General features: G+C 73.3%; 21 protein-coding genes. 7 read left to right on the forward strand and 14 right to left on the reverse strand.

The features are described 5' to 3' along the window. Positions 1-187 precede the first annotated feature (187 nt). Positions 188-1702: a carboxylesterase/lipase family protein gene (locus ACWGB8_RS32530; RefSeq protein WP_452217227.1), complete on the forward strand. Its 1515-nt coding sequence runs from the start codon at positions 188-190 to the stop codon at positions 1700-1702. A gap of 73 nt (positions 1703-1775) precedes the next feature. Here ACWGB8_RS32530 and ACWGB8_RS32535 read toward each other — a convergent pair whose 3' ends face one another. Together ACWGB8_RS32535 and ACWGB8_RS32540 are read right to left on the reverse strand one after the other, a co-directional pair. Continuing rightward, positions 1776-2387 carry a DinB family protein gene (locus tag ACWGB8_RS32535; protein WP_452217228.1) on the reverse strand — a complete coding sequence of 204 codons (612 nt, stop codon included), beginning with the start codon at positions 2385-2387 and terminating at the stop codon, positions 1776-1778. A 197-nt stretch (positions 2388-2584) separates the two neighbouring features. After that, entirely contained in the window at positions 2585-3415 is an 831-nt protein-coding gene (locus tag ACWGB8_RS32540) for a GNAT family N-acetyltransferase (protein WP_452217229.1), read from the reverse strand. An 84-nt stretch (positions 3416-3499) separates the two neighbouring features. Here ACWGB8_RS32540 and ACWGB8_RS32545 point away from each other — a divergent pair, with 84 nt between their 5' ends. Together ACWGB8_RS32545 and ACWGB8_RS32550 are read left to right on the forward strand one after the other, a co-directional pair. Next, on the forward strand, positions 3500-4177 hold the full coding sequence (locus tag ACWGB8_RS32545) for an AraC family transcriptional regulator (protein ID WP_452217230.1): 678 nt from the start codon (positions 3500-3502) through the stop codon (positions 4175-4177). A 233-nt stretch (positions 4178-4410) separates the two neighbouring features. Then, positions 4411-4722, forward strand: coding sequence for a UBP-type zinc finger domain-containing protein (locus tag ACWGB8_RS32550; protein WP_452217247.1), 312 nt, complete (start codon positions 4411-4413; stop codon positions 4720-4722). A gap of 105 nt (positions 4723-4827) precedes the next feature. Here the strand turns inward: ACWGB8_RS32550 and ACWGB8_RS32555 are convergent, their stop codons facing one another. The 3 genes from ACWGB8_RS32555 to ACWGB8_RS32565 form a co-directional block, all read right to left on the reverse strand. Further along, positions 4828-5367 (reverse strand): dihydrofolate reductase, encoded by a 540-nt coding sequence (locus ACWGB8_RS32555; protein WP_452217231.1) that lies wholly within the window; start codon positions 5365-5367, stop codon positions 4828-4830. Beyond that, on the reverse strand, positions 5364-6161 hold the full coding sequence (locus ACWGB8_RS32560; protein WP_452217232.1) for a thymidylate synthase: 798 nt from the start codon (positions 6159-6161) through the stop codon (positions 5364-5366). Before ACWGB8_RS32560 ends, ACWGB8_RS32555 begins: the two co-directional genes overlap by 4 nt. A 201-nt stretch (positions 6162-6362) precedes the next feature. Next, positions 6363-6689, reverse strand: coding sequence for a GYD domain-containing protein (locus ACWGB8_RS32565; protein WP_452217233.1), 327 nt, complete (start codon positions 6687-6689; stop codon positions 6363-6365). A gap of 361 nt (positions 6690-7050) precedes the next feature. Between ACWGB8_RS32565 and ACWGB8_RS32570 the strand changes: the two genes are divergently transcribed. After that, the gene (locus ACWGB8_RS32570; protein WP_452217234.1) at positions 7051-7698 is read left to right on the forward strand and encodes a pyridoxamine 5'-phosphate oxidase family protein; all 648 of its coding nucleotides are present in this window, start codon (positions 7051-7053) and stop codon (positions 7696-7698) included. Positions 7699-7753: 55 nt separating this feature from the next. Here ACWGB8_RS32570 and ACWGB8_RS32575 read toward each other — a convergent pair whose 3' ends face one another. Together ACWGB8_RS32575 and ACWGB8_RS32580 are read right to left on the reverse strand one after the other, a co-directional pair. Beyond that, on the reverse strand, positions 7754-8908 hold the full coding sequence (locus ACWGB8_RS32575; protein ID WP_452217235.1) for a methyltransferase domain-containing protein: 1155 nt from the start codon (positions 8906-8908) through the stop codon (positions 7754-7756). 330 nt (positions 8909-9238) lie between these two features. Further along, positions 9239-9919 carry a maleylpyruvate isomerase family mycothiol-dependent enzyme gene (locus tag ACWGB8_RS32580; RefSeq protein ID WP_452217236.1) on the reverse strand — a complete coding sequence of 227 codons (681 nt, stop codon included), beginning with the start codon at positions 9917-9919 and terminating at the stop codon, positions 9239-9241. Positions 9920-10135: 216 nt separating this feature from the next. Here ACWGB8_RS32580 and ACWGB8_RS32585 point away from each other — a divergent pair, with 216 nt between their 5' ends. Together ACWGB8_RS32585 and ACWGB8_RS32590 are read left to right on the forward strand one after the other, a co-directional pair. Next, complete coding sequence (locus ACWGB8_RS32585; RefSeq protein ID WP_452217237.1) at positions 10136-11005, forward strand: AraC family transcriptional regulator; 870 nt, start codon at positions 10136-10138, stop codon at positions 11003-11005. Positions 11006-11210: 205 nt separating this feature from the next. Then, the gene (locus tag ACWGB8_RS32590; protein WP_452217238.1) at positions 11211-11618 is read left to right on the forward strand and encodes a VOC family protein; all 408 of its coding nucleotides are present in this window, start codon (positions 11211-11213) and stop codon (positions 11616-11618) included. Positions 11619-11675: 57 nt separating this feature from the next. On the opposite strand, the gene ACWGB8_RS32595 is transcribed toward ACWGB8_RS32590, so the two are convergent. Genes ACWGB8_RS32595 through ACWGB8_RS32605 form a run of 3 tightly spaced genes read right to left on the reverse strand, consistent with a single transcriptional unit; the run spans position 11676 to position 15615 of the window. After that, positions 11676-13466: an ABC transporter ATP-binding protein gene (locus ACWGB8_RS32595; protein WP_452217239.1), complete on the reverse strand. Its 1791-nt coding sequence runs from the start codon at positions 13464-13466 to the stop codon at positions 11676-11678. Further along, entirely contained in the window at positions 13463-15259 is a 1797-nt protein-coding gene (locus tag ACWGB8_RS32600; RefSeq protein ID WP_452217240.1) for an ABC transporter ATP-binding protein, read from the reverse strand. The genes ACWGB8_RS32595 and ACWGB8_RS32600 overlap by 4 nt, the downstream gene beginning before the upstream one ends. Before the next feature lie 29 nt (positions 15260-15288). Beyond that, positions 15289-15615 (reverse strand): hypothetical protein, encoded by a 327-nt coding sequence (locus tag ACWGB8_RS32605; protein ID WP_452217241.1) that lies wholly within the window; start codon positions 15613-15615, stop codon positions 15289-15291. A gap of 186 nt (positions 15616-15801) precedes the next feature. On the opposite strand from ACWGB8_RS32605, the gene ACWGB8_RS32610 reads away from it, so the two are divergent. After that, positions 15802-16461 carry a TetR/AcrR family transcriptional regulator gene (locus ACWGB8_RS32610; RefSeq protein ID WP_452217242.1) on the forward strand — a complete coding sequence of 220 codons (660 nt, stop codon included), beginning with the start codon at positions 15802-15804 and terminating at the stop codon, positions 16459-16461. A gap of 280 nt (positions 16462-16741) precedes the next feature. On the opposite strand, the gene ACWGB8_RS32615 is transcribed toward ACWGB8_RS32610, so the two are convergent. The 4 genes from ACWGB8_RS32615 to ACWGB8_RS32630 form a co-directional block, all read right to left on the reverse strand. Further along, positions 16742-17080, reverse strand: a complete 339-nt coding sequence (locus tag ACWGB8_RS32615; RefSeq protein ID WP_452217243.1) for a hypothetical protein — start codon at positions 17078-17080, stop codon at positions 16742-16744. Between the two features lie 514 nt (positions 17081-17594). Beyond that, positions 17595-18284, reverse strand: a complete 690-nt coding sequence (locus ACWGB8_RS32620; RefSeq protein ID WP_452217244.1) for a hypothetical protein — start codon at positions 18282-18284, stop codon at positions 17595-17597. 304 nt (positions 18285-18588) lie between these two features. Then, positions 18589-19083, reverse strand: coding sequence for a YncE family protein (locus tag ACWGB8_RS32625; RefSeq protein ID WP_452217245.1), 495 nt, complete (start codon positions 19081-19083; stop codon positions 18589-18591). Between the two features lie 108 nt (positions 19084-19191). Beyond that, on the reverse strand, positions 19192-19578 hold the full coding sequence (locus ACWGB8_RS32630; protein WP_452217246.1) for a barstar family protein: 387 nt from the start codon (positions 19576-19578) through the stop codon (positions 19192-19194). Positions 19579-19662: the final 84 nt, after the last annotated feature.

A 19662-nucleotide genomic window follows, 5' to 3' on the forward strand; every position in this document is an offset into this window, starting at 1 on the left:
CGAAGCAGGAAGTCGTCCCACCGCCGCGCTCACGCGCAGCGGCTCAGCCGCGAGGCTGAGGGGAATCCCCTCCTTCAGGAAGGGGAGGAAGTCAAGATCTCGGTGTTGGTCACGGGATGCCGTGCGATGCAAAGCTGGAACCCCGTCCTTCCCGGCGGTCCGGCCTGCAATGAGAGGCAGTCTTCTGATGGACACCTTCACGACGACGAACGGTTCGGTCCAGGGCTTTCGGGCCTCCGCCGATGTCGTTGCCGTCCTTGGAATCCCCTATGCCGCCCCGCCGTTCGGCGCCAACCGGTTCCGGGAACCCCGGCCGGCACCGGCGTGGACGGGCGTACGGGACTGCACGGCCTTCGGCCCGATCGCCCCGCAGTCGGCGCAACTCCCCGGTGCGCCCGCGTGGTCGCCCGGCGACGAGGACATCCTCACCGTCAACATCTGGACCCCGGTGCCGGAAGGCGGCCGGCTGCCCGTCCTGGTCTGGATCCACGGCGGTGCCTACACCTTCGGATCCTCGGCGCAACCCGACTTCGACGGTACCGCGCTGGCCCGCGCCGGCCTGGTCGTGGTCACCCTCAACTATCGGATCGGCTTCGAAGGCTTCGGCCATATCCCCGCCGACGGGGCGACCGCCCACCCGGACAACCGGGGCCTGCTCGACCAGGTCGCGGCCCTGCGCTGGGTTCGTGAGAACATCGCCGCTTTCGGTGGCGATCCCGGCAACGTCACGGTCGCGGGCCAGTCGTCCGGGGCCGCTTCGGTCGCCTGCCTGATGGTGATGGATCGCGCCCGCGGCCTGTTCCACCGAGCCATCGCCCATAGTGTCGCCAGCCCTCACTACACGCTCGACATCGCTGCGGCGACCACCCGCGAGATCGCCGCGGCAGCGGGCTGCCCCGCTACGGCCGACGGTCTGACCTCAGCGACCCCGGAGGCCCTGGTCGTCGCCTCCGACCGGGTGGTCGACGACTACCGGCGTGACCCCGCCTCCGGATCCCGCCACTACGACCCCTCGCTCTACGCCCCCGTCCTCGACGGTGCGGTCTTGCCTATCGACCCCCTTGCGGGGATGGCCGCCGGCGTGACCCGCGGAGTGGACCTGCTGGTCTGCCACACCACGGAGGAGTACTGGCTGCTCGACGCCGTCGGCAGCTGTGCGAAGGTCACCACCGAGGAGCAACTAACCCACTTCGCCCAGGACTTCGGCCTCCCGGACGGCCTGGTGGCCGGCTACCGAGCCGCGATGCCCGACGCCCCGGTGCTCGACGTCTACCTCGCCGTCTTCGGGGATCTGCTGTTCGGCGAGTACAGCAACCGGCTCGTCGAGCTGCACGCCCGGGCCGGCGGACGGGCGTTCCTATCGCGTTTCGACCGTCGCACCGGCCCGAACGGGGTCGTGCGGGCCTGGCACTGCGCGGACGTCCCCTTCGCCTTCGGCAACCTCGACAACGAACACCTGACGTTCCTCATCGGCGGCGCACCCACCGCCGCGGACCACGCACTGGCCGACCGCATGGTGCGCGCGTGGGCCGACTTCGCCACCACCGGGAACCCGGGCTGGCCGCCGGTCGACAACTCCACCGGCCCGGCCAGGATATGGAGCACCGACGACGCCCCCGCCGCTGACGAGACCGCCGGTGGCGAGGCCGCCGTCCTCCGTGCCCTCTGGGCGAGTGCCGAGTTTCCCGTCCTGCGTCCGTGAATACGGGAGTCGGGTCTACGGGCCAGGGTGCTCGTCCCGGCGGGTCACGTCCCGGCCCGCCGGGGGCACACGGTCAGGCGATCGGCGCCCGCGGCCGTCCGGGGCCGTGCGACGCGGGTCGCCAGGGCTGGAACCACGGGTCGGGCCACGCCTCGGCTGCGGCGAGCAGCGGGTAGAGGGTGGCGCCGTCGATGCTCTCGCGGACGATGTCGGCGTGGCCTCCGTGCCGTGCGGTCTCCTCGATCAGGTGCAGCACGACCCAGCGGACCGACCATTCCTTGACCTCGGCGGGAAACCACGGAAGGCCCTGCGGCACCGGCACCGCCTGCCCGAGGTCCGGAATGCCGGCGATCACCGCGTCGGTCCGCTCGGCCGCCTCGGCGTACGCGGCCAGGGCCTCGGCCAGGCTCTCGTCCGGGGCGAGCCGGAACTCGTCGGCGTCGGACTCGTCCGCCGTCCGCTGCGGCCCGCGCTGCTCCTGGAGGATGAGGTCGGTCCAGAAGGTCTCGCACCGCGCTGCGTGCTTGATCAGCCCGCCGATGCTCAGTTCGCCGGCGGAGGCCGCCATGCGGGCCTGCGCCTCGGTCAGACCGTGGGCGGTGACCCGCAGTGCGCGGCGCTGGTGGGCAAGGTAGGCGGTCAGCGCCGTGCGTTCGTCGGCGGCGGGCGGGGCGAATCCCGGCATGGCTGGGCCCTCTCGTCTTGCAAGAACTTGCAGCAACTTTCGGCTGGACTCTACTGCCCATCCCGGTCGGTGTACACGGGTCGACCGCACTGCACCGCACCGCACCGGTCCACGGCCTTCGGCAGGGGGACGGAGCCCGCCCGGTCGGCGCGCACCGGGCGCAGGTGCGGTGCCTCGGTGCGGACCGGCGCTGCCGGTCAGCCGGCGGTGCGGGTCGTGGCAGGTGGCCGGACGCTCAGCGGCGGCCGGTCTGCGGAGTGGCGCCACCAGCGGGTGACGGCGTGTTCGGTGAAGCCGAGCCGGCGGTAGAGGGGTTCGCCGAGCAGGGTGGAGACCAGGGTGGCGGTGCGATCGGGGTGCGCGGCGAGGGCGGCTTCGACGACGGCCCGGCCGATGCCGTGGGAGCGGTGTGCGGGCAGGGTGGTGACGTAGTAGAGGCCGACGGTCGTGCCGTCGTCGAAGCTGATGCAGGCGCCGGCGGGCCGGTCGTCGATGCGGGCCAACCAGGCCCGGTGGCCGGGCGCGGCCAGGAGGCGCGCCGGTAGCAGGGTGCCGGGGGCCTGCTGCCGGTGTCCGGGTACCGGGAAGCCTTCGACGACGACCTGCTCCACCTCGGCCAGGGCCCCGGGGTCGAGGGCCTCGCCGGTGGTCAGGGTGGTGGGCGGCTCCCGGCGCGGCGGGACCGAAGCGGCGCCGGCCGGCGCGTCCCCGGGCTTGCGGATCATCACGGCCTGCCCGAGCGCGGCCTCGCAGCCGTGCGGCCGCATGTCCAGCTGTCCGTAGGGGTCCTCCAGGCAGTACTGCTGCGTGCGCCACCGGTGCAGGACGTCGAGCAGCTCCGCCTTCAGCGCGTCGGGCTGACCGTAGGGGCGGGTGACGAGGACGCGGCTGTCCGCGGCGTCCCCCTCGCAGCGGACGGCGGTGAACCGCGGTGTGTGCACGGCCTCCCAGCCGTGCGTGCGGGCCTGGGCCAGCCAGTAGGCGGCGGCGTTGTCGTTCGCCAGGTCGAGTGCGCTGCGGGTGTCCATGGGGTGAGGCTAGTGCGGTGAGGCCGGTGCGGTGACCGGGGACGCTGTCGTGCGTGGGTCCCGCCCGCCGACGGGGCCCCGTCGATGGGCTCTACCGCCCGTGCCGCGTGCGGAGTCAGGAACTGGCGGCTCACCGCGCGCACGCTCGGCGAGGACGGGCACGGCGCTGCCGGTCAGGACCTGCTCGTCACCGCCGGCTACCGGTTCGGCGGCGAGCTGTGCGGCCCGCTGCTCGACGCACTGGAGGACATCGCCGTGGTGCCCGCCGAACCGGGCCTGGTGCCGCTGCTCGACCTGATCGCGGGCGAGGTCGAGTTGGAGGGTGCGGGCCAACAGATCGTCCTGGACCGCCTGCTCGACCTGCTCCTCGTACGCGCCCTGCGGTCCTGGTTCGACCGGACCGACGCCGAACCGCCCACCGGCTACCGGGCACTGGGCGATCCGCAGATCGGGCCCGTGCTGCGCCGACTGCACGAGGAGCCCGCCCGGGCGTGGACGGTGGCGGCGCTCGCGGCCGGCGCGGGCCTGTCGCGCACGGTGTTCGCCCGCCGCTTCACGGTGCTGGTGGGGGTGCCGCCGCTGAGGTACCTCACCGAGCGGCGGATGGCACTGGCCGCCGACCGGCTGCGCGAACCCGGGGCGACGGTGGCGGCGGTCGCCAGGAGTGTGGGCTATGCGGACGGGTTCGCGTTCAGCGCGGCCTTCAAACGGGTGCGGGGGCTGAGCCCCACGGCCCACCGCGCAGGTGCCGCGGGCCGCTGACGCCCCGAGATACCCGGGGCCGCCGGCTGCGAGGGGGCGCAGGCGCTCGGGGGAGGTGACTCGCGGCCGGGTGCGTGGTGCGCGCCGTCCCGGTGGCCGTGGCCGGGTCGCCGCCGTTCGGGGGAGGGCGACCCCGCCCGTCCGTCGGTGCCTCGGGACGCCCAGGTCCGCGCCGCCGTGGCCGGCGCCGTAACGTGTGTGCTGTGAACGATCGGCATGCATGGCGAGTCGCGGTGGACCGGGGCCGAGTCGTCCAGCCGACCTGCGGCCACCTGGACGGGCTCCGGGAGGTTCCCGCGAACACGGGCATCGGCTGCGAGGGCTGCCTGCGGGCCGGCACCACCTGGGTCCACCTGCGGGCCTGCCTGAGCTGCGGGCACGTCGGCTGCTGCGACAGCTCGCCCGGGCAGCACGCCTTCCACCACGCCCGGACCACCGGCGGACACCACATCGCCCGCTCGCTCCAACCCGGCGAGGACTGGGCCTGGTGCTACACCGACGAGGTCTTCCTGCGCCCCGCCCGGCCGGGGGAGCCGACGCGGTGACCGGTCGCCGCCCTGCGGACGTCCCGGTGCCGGCGGCCCTGCAGTGGCAGGGCGGCCTCGACCGGGGACCCTTCCGCGACGACGCCGTCCCGCTCGTCCACGACCTCAGTCCGGGGTGCCGCGGCGCGCGTACCTGCGGATGCGGTAGCGCAGGCCGGACGTCGAGGTCTGCGGGCCGTGGTCCTCGGTGACGGTCCAGGCGGGGCCGATGGCCGGGGCGTGGGTGTCGCCGTCGACCGACACGTCGATCTCGGTCACCGACAGGGTCACGGCGTGGTCGATGGCCGCGCGGTAGAGCTGCCCGCCGCCGATCACCCAGGTCTCGGCGCCGCCGCCGCCCGGCGCGGGCGTCGCGGCCGGTTCGTTCGTGGCGGCCGCGAGTCGCAGGGCCTCGTCGAGCGAGCCGGCTCGGTCCGCGCCGTCCGCGGCCCACTGCGGGTTGCGGGTCACCACGATGTTGCGCCGGCCGGGCAGCGGGCGAAAGCGCGGCGGGAGCGAATCCCAGGTGCGGCGGCCCATCACCACGGGGTGGCCGAGGGTGACCGCCTTGAAATGGGCGAGGTCCTCGGGCAGGTGCCACGGCATCGTGTTGTCCGCGCCGATCACGCCGTCCGGACTCTGGGCCCAGATCAGTCCGATCCTCATACCGCGACCGGTGCCTTGATCGCCGGGTGGTGCCGGTAGCCGACCACGTCCACGTCGCCGTAGGCGTAGTCGAACAGCGAGTCGGCCTGCCGCAGGCGCAGCTCCGGGAAGTCGAACGGCGTGCGGCTGAGCTGTTCGGTGACCTGCTCCACGTGGTTGTCGTAGATGTGGCAGTCACCGCCGGTCCAGATGAAGTCGCCCGGGGCGAGGCCGGCCTGCTGCGCGACCATGTGGGTGAGCAGCGCGTAGCCGGCGATGTTGAACGGCACTCCGAGGAACAGGTCGGCGCTGCGCTGGTACAGCTGGCAGGAGAGCCTGCCGCCGGCGACGTGGAACTGGAAGAGGGCGTGGCACGGGGCGAGCGCCATCGCGTCCAGCTCGGCGACGTTCCAGGCGGAGACGATCATCCGGCGGGAGTCCGGGTCGGTACGCAGGGTGTCCAGGACCTGGCTGATCTGGTCGATGTGCCGACCGTCGGGGCTCGGCCAGCTGCGCCACTGCACGCCGTAGACCGGGCCGAGGTCGCCGTCGCGGTCCGCCCACTCGTCCCAGATGGTGACGCCGTTCTCGCGCAGCCAGCCGACGTTGGAGTCGCCGCGCAGGAACCACAGGAGCTCGTACACCACGGACTTCAGGTGCACCTTCTTGGTGGTGACCAGCGGGAACCCCTTCGCGAGGTCGTAGCGCAGCTGGTGCCCGAAGACGCTCCGGGTGCCGGTGCCCGTCCGGTCGGCCTTGGCCGTCCCGGCGGTGAGCGCGTGCTTCAACAGGTCTTCGTACTGGGTGTCCACCACGAGCGCCAAGTCTACGTGCCCGTCCGATCGCCCCGGTCCGTCGGCTCCGCTCCCGGGGAGGCAGGAAGGACCTTTGGCGTGCGGTGCCGGGTCCCGGACGCCGACGCCGCCGCTCGACGCTCCCGGGCCTTCCTGAGGCACTGCCCGCCGCCGACAACCACGCCTCCCCGGGCGGGCCCGCGAATTCCACCACCGCTCGCGCTACACGCCAGGAGGCCGGTACCGAATCTGCTCGGCCCTGCGCAGGGCGTCCATCGTTTCATCGACGGTCAGGAGAACGGTCGTCTCGAACGTGCTGAGCGCGCCGCCTCCGCTGATCGCCAGTGCGACTGCGGCCATGGACACGTTGTCCGGCGCTTCCCACAGGTTGTAGCCGTCGTGTGTGCCGAAGGCGTACCAGAAGCCGTGGAGCTTCCCGCCGACGGATTCGATGTACGACCGGGCGGCCTTCGCGCGGTCCTCGGGGTGGCCGATCAGCCTCGCCCACGTCTCCGGCGTGTAGCTGAACCTCGACAGATAGAGCGGCATGGGGTGTCTCCCTTCGTCTCGTCCAGGCATGCCCCTGCTGTCCGGGCGAAGCGCGCGAGGTGGCCCGCGCGTCCCCCGAACGGCCGGGGACGATGACCGGCGCGGCCCAGGGCCGACAGATGAGTGGGCCCGCCCGGACGCTGTGCACCACATGAGGCCGCCGAGGTACCCGGACCACCACCACCGCGCCACCCGCCCGTGCCGGCTGAGCCGCCGTCACCGGGACTGCCCGGGGCGCCTTCGTACCGCGGCTCTCGACCGCCTCCAGCACCCGCTCGGGAGCAGTCGTGCGGATCCCGCCGGGCCCCCGCGCCGGCAGCCGACGGCGAGACGTCGCTACGCTCGACCCGTTCATGTACCGATGGGAGGGGGTGGGTCCGTGCTGCTCACAGACCTGGTCGAGGTGACGTCACCGGACGAGCTGGGGGAACTGCTCGGCGAGCCGACGCCGGGCGCGCGGGTCAAGGTCCGGCCGAGCCTGCACGAGCACGACCGCCAGTGGCTGGCCGCATCGCCCCTGTGCGTGGTGGCGACCGCCGGCGCCGACGGCAGCTGCGACGCCTCACCGAAGGGCGACCCGGCCGGGTTCACGCTCGTGCTGGACGACACGACGATCGCGATCCCCGAACGTCCCGGGAACCGGCGGGCCGACGGGTTCCGCAACATCCTGGCCAATCCCCGGGTGGGCCTGCTCTACCTGATCCCCGGCCGCCCCGACACGCTGCGCATCAACGGGCGCGCACGCATCCTGCGCGATGCGCCCTTCTTCGACGACATGGTGGTGAAGGGAAACCGTCCGCAGCTGGCCCTGCTGGTCGAGATCGAGCAGGTCTTCTACCACTGCCCGAGGGCCCTGCTGCGCGGCGGAGCCTGGCAACCGGAGACCTGGCGGCCGGAGGCGGCACCGTCCCGCGCGGTGCTCGCGAAGACGCACGATCGCCGTCCGGAGAGTGTGGAGGACCTGGAGGCGTACTACGGGGCGCCGTACCTGGAGCGCCTGTACCGGTAGCGGATCGTGCAGGGCGAGCCGAGCCGTTCCCTGCGCACGTGGCGCGGGGAACGGCTCAGCTCGCCGGCACGAAGGCGTTCGCGCGGGCGGTCCAGCGGGGGCCGGTGTGCGGATCCGTCAGCCACACGTACTGCTCGTCGGGGCGCACCGTCATGCCGTAGTCGTACGGATGGGGCGAGCCGAGGCGGGCCCACTGCTCCCGGGCCGCGGTGAGTTCGTCGGCGAGCCGTCGCGGCCCGCCCTGGCGGACGGTGACCCGGCCGTCGGCGCCGGTGGGGGAGAGGACGGCCCAGGAGGCGGCGCCGTCGTGCAACCATGCCGCGGTGGCACCCGTGTCGTCGGGGCCGGTGGTGAGCTGGACGTCCGCCAGGGCGACGCGCAGTGCGAACCGCAGGTTCCAGTCCTCCGCGAGGTCGGCGAAGGCGAGGTCGGCCGGGTGCTCGTCGTCGGCGGGCCGGTCGGCGCGCACCGCGGCGAAGGCGGCGCCGCGGTCCTGGGTGCGGTCGGCCATGAAGCGGGCCAGGCCGTGGACCCAGCCGCGCGCCTCGCCGTGGTCGTCGGCGACGGTGAGCGCCACGTACCCGAGCCGGCCCCACGGGACCACGAGCCGCCCGCCCGGCCGGGTCGCCTCCACCCACGCCCACGGCACCCGCTCCACCGCGTAGGTGGCGATCACCCGGTCGAACCGCCCTGGGCCGGGCGGGGTCGTGGTGGCATCCCCGACCGTGCTCCCCACGTCGAGGCCCGCGGCCGTCAGCCGGCCGCGGGCGAACGCGGCGAGGCCCGGGTCCAGCTCCGTGGACACGACCCGGCCGGGACCGGCCCGCCACGCGGCGAGGGCGGCGTTCCAGCCCTGCCCCGTGCCGATGTCCCACACGCGGTGCCCGGGTTCCAGCGCCAGACTGTCCAGCATGTCCACCACGATGCCGGTGGCCGACAGGCTGGAGGACGGGATGCCGCTGCTCAACTGGGTGATCGCGGCGGCGTTCTGATCGTCGTACAGCTCCCCGGCCCAGGCCCGGGGGTCGGACGCGCGATCCACCGGCAGGTAGGCGTGGCCGTCCCACCGCCAGAGCCGGTCCGGCGCGAAGCGGTCCCGGGGGAGGGCGGCGACGGCCTCGCGCAGCCACGGCGACTTCTGCGGCCAGGCACCGCACTCCGCCATCGCCTCGTCCAGGCGACGACGGCGCGCCGCGAGATCGTCGGTCACTTCTTGTGCTTCCCCCCGCCGGGCTCCGGCGTCGGTACCTTGCCGTCCGCGTTGTTGGGCGGCGGCGTCCCCTGACCGGGGTCCGGCGCCGGTTTCGAGTGGTCTCCCATCGTCAACCTCTCCTTCGCGCAAAGGACATGACAGCTGCCATCCTCGCGGTCCGTACCCGGCTCGGGAAGAGGGCGCAGCGGCGCTCACCCGGCGTGCTCGCATCCTTCGCACGCCCCCTGCGGCGGGAGCCCGCAGGCGACCCCGGGCGGTGCCGAGGGCCGGCCCTGCCTGTGGACGGGGAGGCCGCACACGGGCTGCGTTGCGGAAGTGAGGGGCCACTCACCCCAGCGCAAGCCAGGTGACACCCAACCGGGCGAGCTGGGAGGACTCCTCCGGCGCCAGCGGCTCCCGTCCGGTGATCTTGCGAAGGAACCGGGCACGGCTCCATCCCAGCTCGGTCACCCCGCTCGTGCCCGGTCCGGCGAGAAGTTCCAGCAGCACATCGGCGGCCGACGGCGTCAGCCATGCCTCCCGCCCGAGAGCATCGGCCAAGTCGATCCCGTGCACGGCGACTTCGAAGACGCGCGTCAGCATGAAGTCGGCGAGCAGCATCGCGTCGCCGTGCCGCGTCCGCACCACCCGGCGCTCCGGCTCCTTCCGGCACAGCTCCTGCGCGTTCCGCCAGGTCCGGGTGAAGTCGGCGACGAGGTCGGCTCCTGAGCCGTGACGGGCGGCGCGGTCCCGTCCCAGCTCGATCCGGGCCGCGTTGGTCGCGGTGCTGAAGCGGCGGTCCGGCCGGTAGTACTCGGTCGCGGAGACCTCGGGGGCCTCGGGGGCCTGGCCCCCGATCATGTCGGGCACCCAGTCCAGGACGACGCAGACGTGGCCCAGCAGTTCACGGGCGGACCACGGTGCACACCGTGTCGGGCGGTCCCACCCGGCCTCGGGCAGCCCCGTGAGTCCCCGGCCGAGCGCCTCGGCCTCTGTCTCGAACGCGTCCAACACCCGGGTGAGGTCCATGATCGTCAGGCTATCAGCCGGCCCCGCGCCGGTCAGCGGATCAGGCTGCAGCCGCCGGTTCCGGGCGTTCGACCGGGACGCCGCTCTCGAAGCCGGCGTCGGCACGGACGGGGGACCAGGGCCGCCACCCGACCGATGCGGGCACAGGATGTCGGGTGCGGCAGGCTTGGCCGTCCCTACGGTGGTGGGCAGTGAAGGAACGGAAGGACCTGCAGGATGCTGGATCGCCTCAACCAGGCCATGGAGCACATCGAACGGAACCTCGACGGGCCGATCGACGTGGCGGAGCTGGCGCGGATCGCGGTCACCTCGGAGTACCACCTGAGGCGGCTGTTCTCCGCGCTCGCGGGGATGCCGCTGTCGGAGTACGTGCGTCGGCGGCGGTTGACCGTCGCGGGGGCGGACGTGCTGGCGGGGGAGCGGACGCTGCTGGAGGTGGCGGTGCGCTACGGCTACACCTCGGGTGAGGCGTTCGCGCGGGCGTTCCGGGCGGTGCACGGCATCGGCCCGGGTGAGGCCCGGCGGACGGGGGCGGTGCTGGTCTCGCAGCCGCGGATGTCCTTCCGGCTCGTCGTCGAAGGGAGAAGCAGCATGGAGTACCGGGTTGTGGAGAAGGACGCGTTCCTGGTGGCGGGGCGCAAGGCGCGGGTCCCGCTGGTGTACGAGGGGGTGAACCCGCAGATCGCGGCATTCATCAGGAGCATTCCGGCGGAGACGGTGGAGCGGATCGGGGCGCTGTCGGCCGGGGAGCCGGACGGGATCGTGTCGGTGGTCGACGACCTCGACGAGAACCGCGCGGAGGGCTCGGACCTCGACTACTACCACGCGGTGGTGGCGCGTCCGGACACGACGGTGCCGGACGGATTCGACACACTGGCCGTCCCGGCGGGGAGTTGGGCGGTGTTCGACAGCAGCGGGCCGTTCCCCCAGACGCTGCAGTACCTGTGGCGGGACGTGTTCACCGAGTGGTTCCCGTCCAACCCGTACGGAACCCGCCCCGGCCCGGAGATCCTGCGCACACGGCTGTCGGCGGACGGCTCGCAGGCCGAGGCGCAGCTGTGGATCCCGGTGGAGCGGCAGGGCTGACCCCACCGAGCGGGGCGGTGGGGCCGGCCCTGCCGCCCTGCTGGGCTTCCCGTCGAAGCGGGCGGCGCCGGCCCCGCCGCGCGGAGGCCGGAAGAGTCTTCCGCGGGTCTGTCACATTCCCCCGCCGGGCTCCGTCAGTGGAGGTGACGGGGCACCCGGCGGGAGGCCGCCGGGGCCCGCGGACGAGAGGGACGCGACCACCACCATGCTGAACACGATGATGTACGTGACGCTGTACGTGACCGACCAGGACCGCGCGCTGGACTTCTACACGCGCGGGCTCGGACTGGAGCAGCGGATCGACTACCCGAACCCGGACGGGCGCTTCCTCACCGTGGGTGTGCCCGGCAGCCCGGTCGAGATCGTCCTGTGGCGCCACGCCGCTGCCGCGGGGCAGCCCGCCGGGGCACTGCCGGACACCACGCCCGGCCCGGTGTTCCTGGAGTCGGACGACCTGTGGAAGGACTTCGCCCTGATGCGCGACCGCGGGGTGGCGTTCGACCAGCCCGAGCCCGTTGCGTACCCGTTCGGGGTCCGCATCGAGGCGGTGGACCCGGACGGCAACCGGATCTCGCTGCGCCAGCGCCCCCGGGCTGCCCGCGCGGACGCCTGACGTCCGATCGGGCCGGTGGGGCCGGTGGGGGCCGGCGCACCAACGCCGCCCCCCGCCTCAGGCACCCCCGGCGTACGGCCGTGCGGCGGGCGTGCGCTGCTGGGCCGGGGCCGGGGCCGTGACCGGGGCGGCCAGGCGCCAGCCGTGGGCGCGCCGGCGCTCGCGCCAGAAGCGGGCGTACCGGCCGTCGAGGGCGAGCAGTTCGGCGTGGGCGCCCTGCTCCACGGCGCGACCCCGGTCGAGGACCACGATGTGGTCGGCCTCGCGCAGCGTGTTCAGCCGGTGTGCGATCACCAGAACGGTACGGTCCCGTGCGAGGGCCGCCATCGCCTGCTGCAGGGCGTGCTCGTTCTCGGCGTCCAGCGCCGCGGTCGGCTCGTCGAACAGCACGACCGGGGTGTTCTTCAGCAGGGCGCGCGCGATCGAGATGCGCTGCCGTTCACCGCCGGAGAGGCGGCTGCCGCCCTCCCCGGCGGGCGCCTCCCAACCATCCGGCAGGCGGTCGGCGATGTCGTCGACCCGTGCGGTGCGGGCCGCGGCGAGGACCTCCTCGTCGGTGGCGTCGGGCCGACCGACCCGGATGTTGTCGAGAATGCTCCCGTCGAAGAGGTAGACGTCCTGGAAGACCACGGAGATGGCCGACGTCAGGTCCTCGGTCCGCATCTCGCGCACGTCCACACCGCCGACCCGGACCGTGCCGGCGTCGGGATCGAAGAACCGCGCGATCAGCTTGATCACGGTCGTCTTGCCGGCACCGGACGGGCCGACCAGGGCGGTCATCCGGCCCTGCGGCACGTGCATCGACAGCCCGTCCAGTACCGGGGCACCGTCGTAGCCGACATGCACGTCGTCGAGTTCGAGGTCGGAGCCGTCCGCCTGCCGCGGCACCGCCGGTTCGGGCAGCGTCCTGGTGGCGAGCAGTTCGTTGATCTCGGTCAGCGCGTTCTCGGCGACGCGGATCGCGCCACCGAGTTCCGCGGTGAGCATGATCGGCTCGACGAACCGCGCCGCCAGCACCAGCAGGGCGATCAGTTCGGCCGCCCCCAGGGAGCCGTCGAGCGCCAGGTGGGTGCCCAGGGTCAGCAGCACGACGAACGACGCCTGCGCGATGAAGCCGAGCGCGACCACTCCGGGCACGGCGGCACGCAGCGCCCGGCGACCGGCCGCGTGCTGTGCGGCGAGCGCCTCGTCGAGTTCGGCGTGCCCCTGCACCGTGCGGCCGAAGGCCCGCAGCACCGGTTGCACGCGGGCGAACTCGACGACCCGCCCGGCGGCATCGGCGTGGATGCGGTCCGCGTCCCGGTCGGCGGCCTGCAGGACACGGCCGGCCACGCGGTACACCAGCGCCACCGCGACCGCGGCGACGGACATCGAAACGGCCAGCCGCCAGTCGAACAGGAACATCGCGAGCACCACGACCAGCGGCGTGACGAAGGTGTCGACCATCTGCCGCAACAGGTGAGCCGGCACCCCCATGATGTCGACCACGCGATGCGCGGCCAGGCGTCCGAGCCCGCCGACCCGATCGGCGGTGAACCAGGACAGCGGAAGCTGCGCGACCTTGTCGCCGATCCGGTGGTGCAGGTCGCGGCTCAGGCCCGCACCGGTCCGGAAGCCGGCCTGCGTCGCCGGGTAGCCGACGGCCGCATGGCCGACCCACAGCACGGCGAGCACGATCACCCACGGCCAGGCCCGCCCCGGTTCGTTGCCGAGCAGTTCGCGAAGCACCGGGACGAGCAGGACGAACGCCGCGCCCTGCAGCAGCGCCGCAGCGGCGAACCGGCCGAGCAGCCGGCGCAGCGCACGGTCGTGCGCCGGGCCGAGTGCGGTGAACAGTCGACGAATCATCGTGCCCCCTCCTTCGTCGTGCCGACCCCGACCCCGACCCCGGCGCAGGCGTCGTGATGGTCGGCGCCCTCGGGCCCGGTCCGTTCCTGCAACCGCCACATCCGCGCGTACCGTCCACCGGCGGCCAGCAACTCCTCGTGGGTGCCCTGCTCGACCATCCGGCCCCGGTCGAGCACCACGATGCGGTCGACGCCGACCAACGAGGCCAGCCGGTGCGCGACGACGAGCACCGTCCGCCCGACCGCCAGCTCCGACAGCGCGTCCTGGATCAGCGCCTCCGATTCGGCATCGGCGTGGGCCGTCGCCTCGTCGAGCACCACGATCGGCGTGTCCGCGAGAATCGCCCGCGCGATGGACAGCCGCTGCGCCTCACCACCGGAGAACCGGACCTCGCGGCCGACCGTCGCGTCGTAGCCGCGCGGCAGCGCACGGATGCGCTCGTCGACGGCCGCCGCCCGGGCCGCGCGGCGCACCGTCCCGTCGTCCGCGTCGGGACGGGCCAGGCGGATGTTGTCGCGCACACTGGCGTCCAGCAGTTGAACGTCCTGCAGGACGAACGACACCAGCCGGTACAACTGCTCCGGCGCGATGTCGCGCAGATCGACGCCGCCGATCGTGACGGTGCCGCCGGTCGGGTCGAAGAACCGCGGCAGCAGCCTGGCCAGGGTGGTCTTGCCCGAGCCCGAACTCCCGACGAGTGCCGTCACGGTGCCCGGTTCGAGCACCAGGTCGATGCCGCTCAGCACCGTCCGGTCCGCGTCGTAGCCGAACTCCACCCCGGACAGCTCCACCCGGGCGCCGCCGCCGAGTTCGGGCCGCCGCGGTGCCGCAGGGACCGCCAGCTCCGGCGCCACGAGCAGCGCACCGACCCGCTCGGCCGCCGCACGCGACTTCTCCACGTCGTCGCCGTAGTAGTGCAGCGCCTGCAGGGGCCCGGCCAGCCCCAGTCCGAGAATCGCGAACGGCAGCAGCTCGACCGCCGGAAGGTGACCGGCGGAGACCAGCGCCGTACCGCCGGCCAGGACGGTGAGCAGAACGGTGACCGGGCTCAGCGCCAACTCCGACAGCGCGCTCGCCCGGTAGGCCTTCGAGATCCAGGCGAGGAAGAAGTCCGCGAAGTCGTCGGCGGCCTTCCCGTACTGCCGGTGGGCCCGCCCGGCCTGCCCGAACATCTTCACCACCGCGATGCCCTCGACGAATTCGACGACCCTGCCGGCAATGCGCTGCTGCGCCTCGTCGAAGGCCGCCGTCTGCGCGTCCAGGGTCATTCCCGTCCGGACGAACAGCGCGACGCCGGCCACGATCGGGATCAGCAGGATCAGTGCCATCCGCCAGTCGACCCAGAAGAGGTAGGCGAGCGTCGCCGGCGGCGTGACCGCACTGGAGGTGAGGTTCAGCAGCGCGTGCGCCACCAGGTGGTGCATCGTGTCGACATCGTGCTGCACCGCCTTTCCGATGCCGCCCGCGCCCCGGTCGGTGAACCACCCGAGCGGTACGCGGCCGAGCCGGTCCACCAGCCGCCGGCGTACCGACAACTGGAAGTCCAGATCGGCACGGTGTGCGAGAGTTCCCGCCGCGGTGGTCAGCAGCAGCCAGACCGCCAACGCGGCCGCCGCGATCACGGCCACCGCCCAGGCCCGGCCCCGGTCGACCGGACCGGCCGCCAGCAGCACCCGGGCCAGTTCGGCCACCGCGGCGAGCGGCACGATGGCGATCAGCGCCGCGACGGCCTGCAGACCGATCGCCGAGCCCAGCCGAGATCGGACGGGGCGCAGTAACTCCGCGAGGCCCACGGCAGCCGCGGGCCTCGCCGGCTCGGGCCTCATCGGGCACCGCCGCCCTGCGGTCGCTGCGGTGGCTGCGGTCGCTGTGCTCGCTGCGGTGGCCGGTTGCCGTGCGGCAGGGCGACCGCCGTCGAGCACCGGAGGCCGGCCTCCGGCAGGTTCACCGCGACCGCCATCTGCCGCATGCCGACGGTGACGGGGTGGCCGGTGGCGACGTCGGCCATTCCGGCGACGTCGGCCATCCCGGCGGCGCCGCGCCGGACCTGGTATCCGTCGCGCTCCTCGGCGAACAGACACGGTATGTGGGCCCGGTGGACGGTTTCGACGGCGGCGTCCAGCGCCGCGGGATCCAGTGAGTTCCTCACGACATGCGTCCTCTCGCACTGATCGGGGTGAGCTCCACAGCCATCGCCCGACCCGGGCGACAGGGCACACGTGGCACGCCGGCCGGCCTGCTGCCGGATCGCCGGGCCTGCTCATGACCTCATTATGCACGCGGTGCGTGCAACACCAAGTGCATACGTTAGGCTGCGTCCGACGAGAGGGGCGACATGGCAGCTCGACGGCGCTGGTCGACCGAGGAGATCCTGGATGCGGCAGCGGAGTTGCTGCGTACGAGCGACACGGAGTCGTTCAGCGTGCGCAAGCTCGCCGCCACCCTCGGGACCGACTCCTCCAGCCTGTACCGGCACTTCCGCAGCAAGACCGAACTGCTGCGCGCGGTCGCCGACCGGATCCTCCTGGCTTCGCTGGACGGCTACCGCGCCGAAGGCGACTGGAAGGAGCGCATCACCGCTCTGGCCCTGCGTGTGAGGGGGGCGTTCGGCGAGCAGCCGCAGCTCGCCGCGGTCTGGGGACGGTACGCGTCAGGCGGAGCCGGTTCCCGGCTGGTCATGGAAGAGGTACTGCAGGCGCTGCGCGCGTCGGGGCTGCCCGACGAGGAGATCCCGGCGCGCTACCACCGGCTCGCGGTCCTCATCTCCGCACTGATCGCCTCCGAGGCCGGAGTCAGCACCATCACCCCGGAGGAGTACGAACAGGGCATGGAGCTGTTCCGCGTCGCGGTACTCGGCGCCGACCCCGAACGCTTCCCCGCCCTGGCCCACTTCGCCCGCGACGTCCGCCCCCTCGGAGCGGACCGCCGTGCCGCGTTCGAAGAGATCCTCGCCGCCCACCTCGGCCACATCGAGGCCGCAATCCGCCCGAGCTAGGCCGAGCCAGGAGCAGGGCGCCCCTGCCGACAGGTCCACGGCCCGGCCGGATCCTGCTCCACTCGGCCCGGGGGCCCCGGGTGAGCTCGGGCCGGTGACGCACCTGCTGCTCGCGTACGGGCTGAGCGCCGCCCGCACGGACAACCGCACCGCGACGCTGGACTTCCCGGCTGTCCGTCTGCGTCCAGGACATCAGCGGCACGCCGGTACGCCACGGCGAGTGCGAGGCCGCAGCGGGCCGGACCATCGGACCAGTGGGGGCCGACTGCCGCGACTGCCTTCAGTCCCAGAGCTTCGGGCGTCCGCGCCCCCGCTTCTTGATGGCGTACTCGAACGCCGCGTCGTACCTACGGGTGAAGGGCCGGTCCATGACGGGTTTGAAGTTCGGGTCGAGCCGGACAACGAAGAACACATCGGCTCCGACCACAGCCGCCAGCGGAGGGGTGCCCGCCTCGATCATGTCGGCAACCCTTCTGTAGTCGGGCTCATCGACCTCCGCGCGGATCACTGCGGCCAGCTCGTCCCGGGCGCTGACACCGGAGAAATGAAGCGTATTCGTCACCCGTGGCCGCATGTTCGACAGTGTGTCGCCCCACAACCATCCCCATTGCTGCGTCATGGCCTCCCCTAAGTGACCGGACAACCACGCTACGTCGAGGTGGCGTGCCTGGCTAGTGCCGCGTCAGACAGCGTTCGCCCTCTGCCGGCGCGTCTCCCGGTGCTGCGGATGGCGGCACCGAGTGGTCGGAGTGATCACGCGGCCGAGCGCGTGCAGCTCCGGGAGATGGATGACGACGAGGGGTGACGGCGGCTGCGGCTCACGGCGGCATCAGCTCTGGGCAGGACAGGGCAGAGCCGGACCCACGGGCCGGCCGGCTGCCGTCCAGGGCGCACGCGCGTGCGACTTGGAGCGCCTCGGGGGTGAGGTTGCGGCGCAGGCCGAGCAGCACGAGTGACAGGCCCCGTACGACATCCGCCGGTTCGGCCTGCCCTGATGCGGAGAGCCGACCGGAGGGGAACACGGCCCGGGGCGGAGTTGTCGGCTCGACCGGGCTGCCGTCGGCGCATGCGGCGGGCTTCGTCCGGGGGAGTTCCGCCGAACCCGTCGCGCTGGGCGCTGTCCCCCTGTCGCGTTACGGCAGGTCAGGCTCGAAGGCCAGGCCGTCCACCGAGACGTCGAGCGCCTGCGGGCGCTCCACGAGGTGAACCCGCAGCGGCCTGGTGTCGAGGATCCAGCCGTTGGGCCGGGTCATCACCGCAGGAGAGGCCGCCACGGGCCGCCAGCCGTCCTCGGCGAGGGCGGCCCGCAGACGCCGGGCGACCTCAGCGCCCGCCATGCCGTCCGGCCCCCGCACGATCAGCGACCGCCCGCAGGAGTTGTTGGTGCACCCGGTGTCGGAGCCCTCGGTGACGGTCAGCCCCGCCGGGACGGGCAGCGCGCGGCGCGGCGGGACGAACTCGGTGTGGAGCACGGTCAGCCAGTAGGCCGGGGCGGCCAGGCCCAGCACGGCCACCAGGTAGGTGGAGAGCGCCCCCACCGCACCGTGGGCGCGTTCCCGGCCGGGAGTGTCCTTGCGGGGCCCGAGCATCCGGCGCTCGACGAGTGCACCCGCGGCGATCAGTGCCGCGCCGACCGGCCCGTACGCGAGGTACAGCTCGACCTCGGCCCGGACGGGCGCCCAACCCAGCCGTGCCCCGACCACCGCGCCGGCCAGGACCAGCAGCAGGACGCCGACCACCGCCCCGACCGGCCGGGTGCGCATCAGCAGGAACCAGCAGACCGGGGGCACGAGGACGAACAGCACTTCGAGTACGTGGAGCACCGCGAGCACCTCGGCTGTCGGGCGACGGGAGGACGCAAAGGCCCGGGCGCCGATGATCGGCGCCCGGGCCACAGACGTCCCGCGGCGGTGGTGCGGTTCCGGTCGGGCGGATCGGAGCCGGACGGCGGCGAGCGGGAGCGGGACGGCCACGACAGGGCACCGGTGACGCGGATCCCGGTGGCCACGGACGGCCGGGAGGTGCGCGGGTGCACCCTGCCCTCCGAGCCCCGGCCCGAGCGGCACGTCATTCCCCGTGCCCGGAAGCCCGGGCTGCCCCGAGGGGCTTCCGGTCGCCCCGGGGGTGTCACGGGTGGGCGGGCAGGTGGGCGATGCCGTGCGGTCCGGCGTCCGCCTGCTCGCTCACCGCGACGACCGCCAGTACCCGCAGGTCGACCAGGTCGACCACGGTCACCGTGTCGGAGGCGGTGTTGGCGACGTACGCGCGGGTGCCGTCCGGTGAGGAGTGGATCGTCAGCGGCACCTGGCCGACCGGGATCGAGGCGAGCGAATCGTAGCTGCCGGGGGCGAGGATGCGCAGCCGCCCGTCGACCGGGACGGGCCCGGCGCCGCTGTTCGGTGCGAGGTGGACCTCCCCGGCGAGCACCAGGCCGGTGGCCGTGATGTGCACCGGGACGGCGGGCGCGTCCAGGCGGACGCTGAGGGCCGGCTGTCCGGTGGCGGTGTCGATCACGGTGAGGGCGGGCGGTGCCGCGGGCTCCCCGCCCAGGGCCAGCTTGGGGGTGGCGACCACCAGTTGTCGTCCGTCCGGGGTGACGGCGAGGCCCTCGCTGCCGGGCACCGGCACCCGGCCGACCGCCCGGCGTGCGATGGTCCGAGGTTCGGATGCTGCGGGTCGACGACGTCGACGCTGGCTGCCGGGGGTGGGAAAGACACAGATGGTTCGCGGCTACCGAAGCCGCAGAACGCCGGGAGCACGGTCCTCGAAGATCCGGACCAGCCAGTCGAACACGGTTACCCCGCGCCGGTCGCGCGCCGCAGACAGGTCCGCGCTGACAGCAGAGCGATTCGTGGGGTGGCACCGTGAGAGGCGAAGTTCCAGCTGGCGAGCCGTCTCCGGGTAACCGAGATGCTCACGAGAGGCCTCGTGGTCGCGCCATTCGACCGTGTAGTCGTTGTCGTCGGGCTGCCCGAAGCCTCCGCTGAGGCAGTCGGCGAAGGCGTCGAGGTTCCTGCCGAAATAACCTCCGGGCCCGTTGATCGCTTCGCCGATGAGTCGCCAGAAGTCTTCGAGCGTTCGGACCTGGGTGCCGTCCAACACGTACATCGTCGTCACAGCCCGCAGACTACGTCCGGCCCCGCGGTCTGCCTATCCGTTTTGGGCCCGGTGCCCGGCCCGGGTACGGCGATCGCCGTACCC

The sequence above is a fragment of the Kitasatospora sp. NPDC054939 genome (assembly GCF_053610105.1).